Source organism: Flavobacterium aurantiibacter, from assembly GCF_002251775.1.
Lineage (GTDB): Bacteria > Bacteroidota > Bacteroidia > Flavobacteriales > Flavobacteriaceae > Flavobacterium > Flavobacterium aurantiibacter.
Genome location: NZ_NOXX01000093.1, coordinates 1 through 10735 on the forward strand (window position 1 = coordinate 1; position 10735 = coordinate 10735).

The 10735-nt window shown below is 40.6% G+C and carries 15 protein-coding genes; 8 read left to right on the top strand and 7 right to left on the bottom strand.

The window, feature by feature from the left end; translation table 11 throughout:
• Nucleotides 1-292: 292 nt before the first annotated feature.
• Nucleotides 293-937, bottom strand: a complete 645-nt coding sequence (locus tag CHX27_RS01230; protein WP_094484955.1) for a TlpA family protein disulfide reductase — start codon at nt 935-937, stop codon at nt 293-295.
• A gap of 167 nt (nt 938-1104) precedes the next feature.
• The gene (locus tag CHX27_RS01235) at nt 1105-1587 is read right to left on the bottom strand and encodes a hypothetical protein (protein WP_094484956.1); all 483 of its coding nucleotides are present in this window, start codon (nt 1585-1587) and stop codon (nt 1105-1107) included.
• A 336-nt stretch (nt 1588-1923) separates the two neighbouring features.
• Here CHX27_RS01235 and CHX27_RS01240 point away from each other — a divergent pair, with 336 nt between their 5' ends.
• Nucleotides 1924-2319, top strand: a complete 396-nt coding sequence (locus CHX27_RS01240; RefSeq protein ID WP_094484957.1) for a hypothetical protein — start codon at nt 1924-1926, stop codon at nt 2317-2319.
• A gap of 64 nt (nt 2320-2383) precedes the next feature.
• Here the strand turns inward: CHX27_RS01240 and CHX27_RS01245 are convergent, their stop codons facing one another.
• Nucleotides 2384-2902: a hypothetical protein gene (locus CHX27_RS01245; RefSeq protein ID WP_094484958.1), complete on the bottom strand. Its 519-nt coding sequence runs from the start codon at nt 2900-2902 to the stop codon at nt 2384-2386.
• Entirely contained in the window at nt 2899-3495 is a 597-nt protein-coding gene (locus CHX27_RS01250; RefSeq protein ID WP_094484959.1) for a riboflavin synthase, read from the bottom strand. The genes CHX27_RS01245 and CHX27_RS01250 overlap by 4 nt, the downstream gene beginning before the upstream one ends.
• Nucleotides 3496-3554: 59 nt before the next feature.
• Between CHX27_RS01250 and pdxA the strand changes: the two genes are divergently transcribed.
• The 6 genes from pdxA to accC all read left to right on the top strand — a co-directional run bounded on the left by pdxA (nt 3555) and on the right by accC (nt 8544).
• Nucleotides 3555-4601: a 4-hydroxythreonine-4-phosphate dehydrogenase PdxA gene (gene pdxA / locus CHX27_RS01255; RefSeq protein ID WP_094484960.1), complete on the top strand. Its 1047-nt coding sequence runs from the start codon at nt 3555-3557 to the stop codon at nt 4599-4601.
• Between the two features lie 129 nt (nt 4602-4730).
• Entirely contained in the window at nt 4731-5276 is a 546-nt protein-coding gene (locus tag CHX27_RS01260) for a YceD family protein (protein WP_094484961.1), read from the top strand.
• Nucleotides 5277-5285: 9 nt separating this feature from the next.
• Entirely contained in the window at nt 5286-5480 is a 195-nt protein-coding gene (rpmF, locus tag CHX27_RS01265; protein ID WP_094484962.1) for a 50S ribosomal protein L32, read from the top strand.
• Nucleotides 5481-5643: 163 nt separating this feature from the next.
• Nucleotides 5644-6633, top strand: coding sequence for a beta-ketoacyl-ACP synthase III (locus tag CHX27_RS01270; RefSeq protein ID WP_094484963.1), 990 nt, complete (start codon nt 5644-5646; stop codon nt 6631-6633).
• 29 nt (nt 6634-6662) lie between these two features.
• On the top strand, nt 6663-7151 hold the full coding sequence (accB, locus tag CHX27_RS01275) for an acetyl-CoA carboxylase biotin carboxyl carrier protein (protein ID WP_094484964.1): 489 nt from the start codon (nt 6663-6665) through the stop codon (nt 7149-7151).
• A gap of 55 nt (nt 7152-7206) precedes the next feature.
• Nucleotides 7207-8544 (top strand): acetyl-CoA carboxylase biotin carboxylase subunit, encoded by a 1338-nt coding sequence (gene accC, locus CHX27_RS01280; RefSeq protein ID WP_094484968.1) that lies wholly within the window; start codon nt 7207-7209, stop codon nt 8542-8544.
• Between the two features lie 106 nt (nt 8545-8650).
• Here accC and CHX27_RS01285 read toward each other — a convergent pair whose 3' ends face one another.
• The 3 genes from CHX27_RS01285 to greA form a co-directional block, all read right to left on the bottom strand.
• Nucleotides 8651-9070 carry a lipocalin family protein gene (locus CHX27_RS01285; RefSeq protein ID WP_165764412.1) on the bottom strand — a complete coding sequence of 140 codons (420 nt, stop codon included), beginning with the start codon at nt 9068-9070 and terminating at the stop codon, nt 8651-8653.
• Between the two features lie 61 nt (nt 9071-9131).
• Complete coding sequence (locus tag CHX27_RS01290) at nt 9132-9521, bottom strand: HIT family protein (RefSeq protein WP_094484966.1); 390 nt, start codon at nt 9519-9521, stop codon at nt 9132-9134.
• Nucleotides 9521-9997, bottom strand: coding sequence for a transcription elongation factor GreA (greA, locus tag CHX27_RS01295; RefSeq protein WP_094484967.1), 477 nt, complete (start codon nt 9995-9997; stop codon nt 9521-9523). The genes CHX27_RS01290 and greA overlap by 1 nt, the downstream gene beginning before the upstream one ends.
• A 260-nt stretch (nt 9998-10257) precedes the next feature.
• Here greA and CHX27_RS01300 point away from each other — a divergent pair, with 260 nt between their 5' ends.
• Nucleotides 10258-10680 carry a Rieske (2Fe-2S) protein gene (locus tag CHX27_RS01300; RefSeq protein WP_094484969.1) on the top strand — a complete coding sequence of 141 codons (423 nt, stop codon included), beginning with the start codon at nt 10258-10260 and terminating at the stop codon, nt 10678-10680.
• Nucleotides 10681-10735 lie beyond the last annotated feature (55 nt).

Consider the following 10735-nt stretch of genomic DNA (forward strand, 5'->3'; position numbering starts at 1 on the left):
AAAAATATGCCTTATTTCAAATTGCTAACATAGGAGGATGCCGCTCCACCCGTTCGCGCAGGAAAGATAGGCAAGAGAAAAAAGGGAAAAAATTGAAAGACGAGAAATAATGGATAAATAAAAAACAGCGGAAAAGTGAAAAACACATTCTCGGTTAAACACTCTAATCGCTCATTCTGCGACGACACGTAGGTCTGAAAAGGCAAAAAAATGCGCTACTTGATGAACTTATCAAACACGTCAAAAGTTGCTACGGATTTTGAAGTAAATCATCTAGCACAAGCTCCATATCCTATTCCGAAAAAATTGAACCGAATGCAAACTTTACAATACCTAGCTTATCAACAACCAAATTTGTTGGATAAGCTGAAATTCCTAATTCAGATATAGAAGCACGCGAATCGGTAATATGCCAGAAATTTAACGGGTGAGTCTTCTGAAACAGTGTAACTGCCTCGCGCGATTCATAACTAATTGCTAAAAAATTGACCTGGCCGGCATATTTCTCCTTTAAACGATTCAGAATGGGTATTTCATTTATACAAGGCGGACAACGCGTGAACCAAAAATGAACCAGCGTTGGTTTTCCCAAAATAAGTTTGTCCTCAAGAACTGCGTTGTTTACTTCTTTGAAGTTTGACAAAGGAAAAGGTTTTGAAACTAGTTTCTTAATTCCAGAAAAGGGATTGAAAATTTCTCCGTTTTTGCCTTTAGGCAAGCCAAACAACCTGTTATGATAAATTATTGTGTCGCCCCGCGATTCAACTTTCAAATTAATAATATCAACACCGTAACCATCTCTATAATACCTCTCTAGATGTTTCGTGTATTCAGCATCACTAAGTGAACGCCTGCCCCCAATATTGTAGTATCTCAATTGAGCTGTGGTTGCAGCACTTAACAAACAGAAAACAATGGGTACAAAAATCTTATTCATAAACGATCAAAAAACGTTTTTAAGCACTAAATCTAACTTTCAGCGAAATATCATTTTCTAAAGATACAAATTATATTGCATTGTACCCCACAGTTTAAAATCTAGACGGCAATTGCTTTCTAGAGAAAAAAGTTCCTTGGTTCTGATAAAATCTAAAAAATGATTTCCTAAAACCTAATACTTACAAATACTGAAACGAAGGCTGCATTGTTAATCGAATTTAATAAAAATCCTTGTTTGAGTCCAATTGTTGTTGAGTTAGTAATACGCCAACCAATTTTTGAGGCTAATAAAGTCGAATATTCTGTACTAGATTGATTGGCAATTTTTTGAAATACAAGACCTGGCCCGGCTAGGAGTGACAGGTAAAATTTCTTGTTTCCCGATTGTAACGCGCTGGGGCGATATTCGACGGTCAAAAACACTTGGTTGTTGTTCAAAGTTTCGCCATTCTTCGAGAATCTACTTGTGTACATATCTGCGCCCAAAGTTAGATTTGGTTTTAAATCATGTTCTAGTGTCGCATTTAACATCGTCTTGAGGTGGCTATTATCATCTAATCCTCCAATCGCGCCAGAGAATCCGAACTTAGACTGTGCATTAGCTGCCAAGGTCCCCAATAAAAAAAGTAGAAAAAACAATCTTTTCATAGCAAATATTTTAAATTGAAAATCAAAAATAATTACAGTAGTTTACGATCGATTAATCGATTAACATTTGTGTAACAGTGTTTACGTTATTTTCTATTAATACAAATTCACAAATAGGACGTTTTTTTATTCTGAAAGCTTGTTAAAATGCGATTCAAGAATTATACTGCTCACGAAAGCAAGACTAATAAAGTACATTTTAATTGTTCCCTTTTCCTGAAAAAAGGCTCAGAAAACTAGTGAGTGACGGTGTTTTAAAAGAAAAAATCTACTTGTTTAATGGCTGTAAAATAATTCGGCACGCTCTTTGAACAACGTTAGAAAATCAACAACATCATGAAAAACAAATTAATGATTGCCGTTTTGGCACTGGGACTGAGCTTCACGGCCTGTAAGAAAGAAGTTACCACTGAAACAACTGTAACCAGCGAAGGGACAGACACAACGGCGGTAACAAAAACAACGGTTGTAGAAACGCCTACGGTCGACACCAAAGCGGCTGAAGATACCGTGGCAAAAGCAAAAGCCGAACTTGAAGCTGCTATCGCTAAAGGCGACAAAAAAGCGGAAGAAGCTGCAAAGAAAACTCTTGCTGAAGCCGAAGAAGCTTGGGCAAAACTTAAAGAAGGCGCCGCTGAAGGTGCTGCAAAAGCGGGCGAAGCTGTAGATGAAGCAAAAGCAAAAGCGAAAGAAGGCTACAACGAAGCTTTAGAGAAAGCTAAAATTAAATAAGAGCCATCTTATTAAAAAGCTAAACCCCGGGTTTCCGGGGTTTTTTATGCCGTGTGTTTTCAAACTAAAATCGATACCCTAAATTTATATCGCCGCGAAAAATAAAGTCAGGCGCATTTTTAGATTCTCCTAATGTACGGCCACCGCCTGCAACTATTTCCAAAACAAACCCAGTACGGTTTATCAATTTAAAACCGCCTGCCAATCCTAAAGAAGCCGAGTTGTAACGTTGTTTATTTTCATTCCCGTAATCATTATTTCTGCCGTTGCTGTATTTTCCAAAACCTTCAATAAAAAATCCTTTCGCAGCAAACTCTTTGCGTTCTTGAAAATAAAATCGCACAAAAGGAGTTACCGAAAAGTCTTCTTCCCAATCGTTATCATTTCGTCCGTTAACCAGCACCGAGGTTCCGAAAGTAAAGTCTTCCCGAAAAATGTACTCATAATTCAACTCCACAATAGGTCCAGCCAATAATTTGACAGCTCCGAATGTAAACTCGTGTCTTCGCTCGTAAATACTGCTCGAGGTCGGTTGTGCCAAAACGATAATGGGAAAAAAGAGTAAAATGAACAGCTTTCTCATGTTAGTTGCTTTAACTCATACAAACGCGAAACGTATTTTCCTATTACATCGAACTCCAAGTTCACCGAATCGCCGACTTTCAAATATTGAAAATTAGTATGTTCGTATGTAAACGGAATAATCGCTACAGAAAAGGCACTCAAGGTGGAATCGACCACCGTTAAGCTTACGCCATTCACCGTGATCGAACCTTTCGGTATGGTTACATTTCCTAGATTTGTGTTGTATTGGAAGTGATATTTCCAGCTTCCGTTTTCATTTTCCACAGCAGTGCAAACCGCGGTCTGATCTACGTGTCCTTGTACGATATGTCCGTCTAAACGATCGCCTAAACGCATGCCGCGCTCTAGATTCACGCGGTCGCCCACACTCCACGAACCCAAAGTTGTTTTAAGAATCGTCTCCTGAATTGCCGTTACTTTATACGATGCACCTTCAATAGCAACAACGGTTAAGCAAACACCGTTATGTGCGACACTTTGGTCGATTTTTAATTGATGGGTAAATTCCGATTCGACCCAAAGATGCACGTTGGCGTCGGTGTGTTCAATAGATTTTATTTCTCCGAGAGTCTCAATGATACCTGTAAACATAAATAGTTGAAATGTCTTAGCTTTGCGCTATCAAAAATAGTCGATAAACGCCGAGATCTATGAAAAGAACTGAAAATATTATTATAGGAATTTCCATTGGCGATTTAAACGGCATAGGTCCTGAAGTTGTGCTCAAAACCTTCGAAGATTCGCGCATGCTCGAATTGTGCACTCCGGTGATTTTCGCTAATGTTAAAAGCTTGTCTTTCTTGCGTAAGAGCTTTGAAAGTACCGTAAATATTCACGGAATCGACAATCTTGAACAACTCGTTCCTGGCAAGTTAAATGTGCTTAATGTTTGGCGTGAAGGTTTCGATTTGGCGCCCGGAAAACTCGACGAAACGGTTGGCAAGTATGCTGTAAAGTCGTTCAAAGCAGCCGTGGCAGCAGCGCAAGAAGGTAAAATTCACGCTTTAGTGACGGCCCCAATCAATAAAATTAACATCCAAGACGAAGATTTTAAATTTCCGGGGCACACCGATTATTTAAATGAGCAATTTGAAGGAAATGCTCTCATGTTAATGGTTTCCGACACATTACGCGTTGGTTTGTTAACCGATCACGTTCCATTGGCAGAAGTTGCTAGTAAACTCAACGAGGGACTGATTCGCAAAAAAGTCGAAACTTTACAAAAGTCGCTTATTCAAGATTTTTCAATTCGAAGACCACGTATCGCAGTACTCGGTTTGAATCCGCATGCGGGCGATGGCGGAGTTATTGGCGTAGAAGATAAAGACATAATAGCTCCGGCCATTAAAAAGCTTTTTGACGCCGGAACTTTAGTTTTTGGGCCGTATCCAGCCGACGGATTTTTCGGTAGCGGGCAATACAAGCAATTCGACGCGGTTTTAGCTACGTATCACGACCAAGGATTGGCGCCGTTTAAAACCTTATCGTTTGGTGGCGGCGTAAATTTCACTGCTGGACTAAATGTGGTTCGAACCTCCCCGGATCACGGAACAGCTTACGACATTGCTGGTAAAGGAAAAGCCGATGAAACTTCATTCAAAGAAGCTGTTTATTTGGCAATTGATGTAGTTCACTCGCGCGAACACTACCAAGAAATGACCGAAAATCCGCTGAAAACAAAAGAAAAGCAGTTGTAAACAATTTTTTGTTTATAACCTTTTGCCAAACAAGTATTTTATCTATCTTTGCACTCCAATTCCCAATACGGGTTTTGGTATTGGTTTTAAGTATGTAATCGTATTTAAAGCCAATCAATTACAACTCAGATGAAAAAGTTAAGCGAATTTTTAATTCCTTTTGCGGGATTAAAGCTGGGGAAGCATCCGTTTGAGTTTCAGATTGATAAAACGTTCTTTGAATCATTTAGTTTTGATGAGTTTGAATCGGCTTCAATACTTGTAAAGTTAGTTTTAGAAAAGAAAAGTAACTTTTTGGAATTGAGCTTCAAACATCAAGGTACGGTTTATGTTCCGTGCGATTTAACTGCCGAATATTTTGATTTACCGATAAAAGGGAAGATGAAAATGGTGGTTCAATTTGGCGAAACTTATAACGACGACAACGAAGAGTTGCTTATTTTGCCGCACGGCGAACACCAACTCGACGTTTCGCAACTGATTTATGAAATGATTGTTCTTTCAGTCCCTGCGCGAAAAGAACATCCCGGAATCAAAGACGGAAGTTTAAAATCGGCTGCTTTAGATAAACTCAACGAGCTAAAAGTTAAAGAAATAAAGCCACCTAGTGGTGAAAATGAAACGGAAACAGACCCTAGATGGGACAAATTAAAACAACTATTAAAAGATAAATAAAATCAGGTAATGGCACATCCTAAGAGAAAAGTCAGTAAGACAAGAAGAGATAAGAGAAGAACGCACTACAAAGCAGTAGCCGCGCAAATTGCAACATGTCCAGTTACTGGAGAAGCACACTTGTATCACAGAGCCTACTGGCACGAAGGTAAAATGTATTACCGTGGTCAAGTTGTAATCGATAAATCTGTTGCAACTGTTTAAGCAGCTGTAAAATCATATTCTTAAACTCTCACCCGTACGTGAGGGTTTTTTTTGTTTATAGCTGTTTATTCATATCTAAAGCCTCTATCGAAAAGCGCATGGAAAATTTTTGTAATTTCAACCACTTTTCTGAGGCGATTGCAAAATCAGAAGTTATTACCGTATGAGCTCAATTACTGCCGCAATTACTGCCGTTGGCGGATATGTCCCCGACTTTATCCTAACCAACCAATTGCTTGAAACAATGGTCGATACCAACGATGAATGGATCACCACACGAACCGGAATCAAGGAACGCCGCATTTTAAAAGGCGAAGGTTTAGGAACTTCCTTCATGGCGATTAAAGCCGCCGAAAACCTGATCGAAAAATCAGGACTCAATCCCGAAGATATAGATTGTGTTCTAGTAGCTACTACTACTCCCGACTTACCTGTGGCAGCAACGGCTGTTTACGTGGCTAGCCAAATCGGAGCGGTAAACGCTTTCGCATACGACATACAGGCTGCCTGCTCCGGATTTTTGTATGGCATGTCAACCGCATCTTCTTACGTACAGTCCGGACGTTACAAAAAGGTTTTACTTATCGGCGCAGATAAAATGTCGTCGATAATCGATTATACCGACCGTGCTACCTGCATCATTTTTGGCGATGGAGCTGGAGCGGTTTTATTTGAACCCAACCACGAAGGCTTGGGCTTTCAAGACGAATTTTTACGAAGCGACGGAATTGGCCGCGAATTTTTAAAAATTGATGCCGGAGGTTCGATTCTTCCCGCTTCCACAGAAACGGTTGCCAACAAACAGCATTTTGTTTTTCAAGACGGTAAAACCGTTTACAAATACGCAGTTTCAGGAATGGCCGATGTGAGTGAAAAAATTATGCAACGCAACAATCTTACTAAAGATGATGTTGCGTTTTTAGTTGCTCATCAAGCCAATAAACGAATCATCGATGCTACCGCTTCGCGCATGGGCATTGAAGACGACAAGGTTTTGGTGAACATTCACCGATACGGAAATACAACTTCCGGAACACTTCCGCTTTTGCTAAGCGACTTCGAATCGAAATTTAAAAAAGGAGATAATCTTATCTTTGCTGCTTTCGGCGGCGGATTTACATGGGGTTCTATTTACCTCAAATGGGCATATTAACGAACAACGAAAACTAAACATTCAGTCTTATGGATTTAAAAGAAATTCAAAACCTCATCAAATTTGTATCCAACTCAGGTGTTGCCGAGGTAAAACTTGAAATGGATAATGTAAAAATTACAATCCGCACCACCGTCGAAGGAAGCACTCCTGAAATTACTTACGTGCAAACTCCGGCTGTAGCACAAGCATTACCGCAGCCTGCGGCGCAAATTCCGGTTTCAACACCAGCAGCACCTGCCGCACCAGCAGCGCCTGCTGCCGATGACTCATCGAAATACATCACTGTAAAATCGCCAATTATTGGAACTTTCTACCGCAAACCCGCTCCAGATAAGCCTATGTTTGTTGAAGTAGGTTCTACTATCGCAAAAGGCGATGTGCTTTGCGTAATCGAAGCCATGAAATTGTTCAACGAAATCGAATCTGAAGTAGCTGGAAAAATCGTTAAAATTCTAGTTGACGATTCGTCTCCTGTTGAATTTGACCAACCTTTATTCTTAGTTGATCCATCATAAGCGTTCTAGTTCGGAAAAACCGTTCTCGTTAACATTAACTTCAAACTACACGATTATGTTTAAGAAAATATTAATTGCCAATCGAGGCGAAATCGCACTACGTGTTATTCGAACCTGTCGCGAAATGGGCATTAAAACGGTGGCTGTATACTCGACCGCCGATGCGGAAAGTTTGCACGTAAAATTTGCCGATGAAGCCGTTTGTATCGGGCCTCCTCCGAGCAACCTCTCCTACCTAAAAATGTCGAATATCATCGCCGCCGCTGAAATAACTAACGCCGATGCTATTCACCCAGGATACGGTTTCTTGTCTGAAAATGCAAAATTCTCGAAAATCTGTGCGGAACACGGCATCAAATTTATCGGAGCTTCGCCGGAAATGATTGAAAAAATGGGCGACAAAGCTACGGCTAAAGCAACCATGAAAGCTGCGGGTGTACCTTGTGTTCCCGGTTCTGATGGTATTTTAGAAAGCTTTGAACAAGCGGCAAAAATCGCTGAAGAAATGGGCTATCCTGTGATGTTAAAAGCTACTGCAGGTGGTGGTGGAAAAGGTATGCGTGCCGTATGGAAAGCCGAAGATCTTCTTAAAGCTTGGGAAAGCGCTAAAATGGAAGCGGGTGCAGCATTCGGAAACGACGGCATGTACATGGAAAAGTTGATCGAAGAACCGCGACACATTGAAATTCAAGTTGTGGGCGATTCTTACGGAAAAGCTTGCCACCTTTCAGAACGCGACTGCTCGGTACAAAGACGTCACCAAAAACTTACGGAAGAAACGCCTTCGCCATTCATGACCGACGATCTGCGCGAACGTATGGGCTTAGCTGCTGTTAAAGCCGCTGAATACATTAAGTACGAAGGTGCCGGAACAGTGGAGTTCCTAGTGGATAAGCACCGAAATTTCTATTTTATGGAAATGAACACGCGTATCCAAGTTGAACACCCAATTACCGAACAAGTAATCGACTATGATTTGATTCGCGAACAAATACTTGTTGCCGCTGGTGTGCGAATCTCAGGTAAAAACTACTTACCTCAGTTGCATTCCATTGAATGTCGCATCAATGCCGAAGATCCGTATAATGATTTCCGACCTTCTCCCGGTAAAATTACAAACTTGCATACCCCAGGAGGTCACGGCGTGCGTTTAGACACACACGTTTACTCCGGCTATACGATTCCGCCGAATTACGATTCGATGATCGCTAAGCTCATTACAACGGCACAAACCCGCCAGGAAGCAATCAACAAAATGAAACGCGCACTCGACGAGTTTGTGATTGAAGGAATTAAAACCACCATTCCGTTTCACCGACAATTAATGGATGATCCGAGATATGTGGAAGGAAATTACACGACAAAATTCATGGAAGATTTTCACATGAAATAAATTTGAAAGCCGCCTCAAAAACTGGAGCGGCTTTTTTATTTCGTTTTGAACCAGAAAATGTTAACTAGTTCAAGAAATACTATTGTAGAAATAAATTACTGGTAGATTAAAGCGCAGTATAAACTACAGTTACTACTTCGTTATCGCCATCATCATCATAATCATAAGAAGATTGTATCTCCAGTTCCGTTGCCGTTAACTTCGTAATGGTCACGGTTTGCGTAAATTGCGAATCTGAAACGGTAAGCTGATTGCCATTTAGGGTGTAATTGTAGTTTTCTGTAAATAGTTCGCAGTTGAAAACATCCACGTCGTTCATAGTTCCATTGCTTAAAAACTCAGAATAATCTCTGCCGCAAGGCTCATGGTCATCATAAGGAATGGTCTCCCCAGCTACTTTATCGCTTACGTAATACCACTTTTTTAAAAGTAAAGACGAGTCTACCGAATTGTTGTCGTCGTCGTTGCCGCATGAAAATGCTGTTATTGCGAGGCCGGCAAGAATAATCTTCTGTATTGATTTCATAAGTATGTTTGTTTTAGTAAACATACTCAATAAAATCTTAAAAAAACAATCCTTTTAGATGTTATAATTTTTCTCGAATTTGCAGAGCGATAGCCTCAAATTCTGCCGGTTCCAATTTAACTTTGTTTTGAAAACGCATCTCGTCCATTTCATTTAATGGAATCAAATGCACGTGTGTATGAGGCACTTCCAGCCCAATAACTGCCATACCAACGCGTTTACATGGGACTGCTTTTTTCAAACCAACAGCAACATGATGAGCAAACTGCAATAAGGCCGTATACGAAACAGCATCCATGTCGAAAAGCTGATCGATTTCTTGTTTGGGAATACACAAAGTGTGGCCTTTTGCATTTGGGTTTATGTCTAAAAAAGCCAAGTGCTTTTCGTCTTCGGCAATTTTATAGCAAGGAATTTCCCCCGAAATGATTTTTGAAAATAAACTTGCCATTAGTCGCGTGTAACATCTAAAATTTCAAACTTAAGCACACCGTTCGGAACGGTAATCTCTGCAATATCGCCCTTTGACTTCCCTAACAGTCCTTTTCCGATTGGCGATGTAACCGAAATCTTACCCGATTTTAAATCGGCTTCACTCTCAGCAACTAAGGTGTAGTTCAACTCCATACCGTTTGCCTGATTTTTGATTCTCACTTTTGATAGCACGAGCACTTTAGAGGTGTCGAGCTGACTTTCGTCTATCAAGCGGGCATTAGCATAAATGTCCTCTAATTTTGAAATGCGCATCTCCAGTAAACCTTGCGCCTCTTTCGCAGCGTCGTACTCTGCGTTTTCACTCAAATCGCCTTTGTCTCGGGCATCCGCGATATCTTGCGATGCTTTCGGACGCATGACGTTTTTAAGATAATCTAGTTCTTCTTTAAGTTTTTTTAATCCTTCCGCGGTATAATATGAAACGTTGCTCATGTATGTGTTTGTGTTTTTGAATCAACAAATTAGAAACTTGTTGCAGGTTCTTGTAAGTGCTTTGCCTGCGGCTATAAAAACAGAAAAAATCCCGCAGGGCGGGATTTCTTTTCACAAATATAGGAATTTTCGACTGCGAGAACAAATTTTTGATGTCCCCTTTGCAAGAATACAAGCACGTGGCTGTAGCAATTTCGCTAAAAATAATATTTTCGTTCTAGCGTTTCTACATCATGTATCTTTGACTTCGTATGAAAGCTATGAAAAAACTCGTCTTTATTGTTTGTATCGTTATGCTCTTCGGTTGCGAATCGGATAATGTTCGATTTCGAAATCCGTATTTGCCCGATTACAATTTTTCTGTGGAACTCAACTTAAACTTACCCACATACAGCGGTTTAAATTCTAACATCAATCCGCAGCTCATTCCCGATACCGGTAGTGGTGTGACGCTCATTGTGATGAAAGTTTCAGATACCGATTACCGTGCTTGGGATGCTTTGTGTCCAAACCAATTTCCCACAACCTGCTCGCAGTTAACCATCAACGGCATCAATGCGGTTTGTCCGTGCGATGATTTTGAATACAGCCTTTTCACAGGCGTTGGTACCGAGGGCGAGTACACGTTAAAACCGTACCGTGTGCAAATTATCAATCCGCGATTAATTCGGGTTTACAATTAATTTTTTTTGAAGCTAATCGCGCTATCCGTTGCAAGTGTGCTTGCGGCGCCCGTTT

Bases quoted from the DNA above. Each gene is read 5' to 3' on its own strand.
- CHX27_RS01230 (WP_094484955.1), bottom strand. From the start codon at position 937: ATGAATAAGATTTTTGTACCCATTGTTTTCTGTTTGTTAAGTGCTGCA.
- CHX27_RS01235 (WP_094484956.1), bottom strand. From the start codon at position 1,587: ATGAAAAGATTGTTTTTTCTACTTTTTTTATTGGGGACCTTGGCAGCT.
- CHX27_RS01240 (WP_094484957.1), top strand. From the start codon at position 1,924: ATGAAAAACAAATTAATGATTGCCGTTTTGGCACTGGGACTGAGCTTC.
- CHX27_RS01245 (WP_094484958.1), bottom strand. From the start codon at position 2,902: ATGAGAAAGCTGTTCATTTTACTCTTTTTTCCCATTATCGTTTTGGCA.
- CHX27_RS01250 (WP_094484959.1), bottom strand. From the start codon at position 3,495: ATGTTTACAGGTATCATTGAGACTCTCGGAGAAATAAAATCTATTGAA.
- pdxA (WP_094484960.1), top strand. From the start codon at position 3,555: ATGAAAAGAACTGAAAATATTATTATAGGAATTTCCATTGGCGATTTA.
- CHX27_RS01260 (WP_094484961.1), top strand. From the start codon at position 4,731: ATGAAAAAGTTAAGCGAATTTTTAATTCCTTTTGCGGGATTAAAGCTG.
- rpmF (WP_094484962.1), top strand. From the start codon at position 5,286: ATGGCACATCCTAAGAGAAAAGTCAGTAAGACAAGAAGAGATAAGAGA.
- CHX27_RS01270 (WP_094484963.1), top strand. From the start codon at position 5,644: ATGAGCTCAATTACTGCCGCAATTACTGCCGTTGGCGGATATGTCCCC.
- accB (WP_094484964.1), top strand. From the start codon at position 6,663: ATGGATTTAAAAGAAATTCAAAACCTCATCAAATTTGTATCCAACTCA.
- accC (WP_094484968.1), top strand. From the start codon at position 7,207: ATGTTTAAGAAAATATTAATTGCCAATCGAGGCGAAATCGCACTACGT.
- CHX27_RS01285 (WP_165764412.1), bottom strand. From the start codon at position 9,070: ATGAAATCAATACAGAAGATTATTCTTGCCGGCCTCGCAATAACAGCA.
- CHX27_RS01290 (WP_094484966.1), bottom strand. From the start codon at position 9,521: ATGGCAAGTTTATTTTCAAAAATCATTTCGGGGGAAATTCCTTGCTAT.
- greA (WP_094484967.1), bottom strand. From the start codon at position 9,997: ATGAGCAACGTTTCATATTATACCGCGGAAGGATTAAAAAAACTTAAA.
- CHX27_RS01300 (WP_094484969.1), top strand. From the start codon at position 10,258: ATGAAAAAACTCGTCTTTATTGTTTGTATCGTTATGCTCTTCGGTTGC.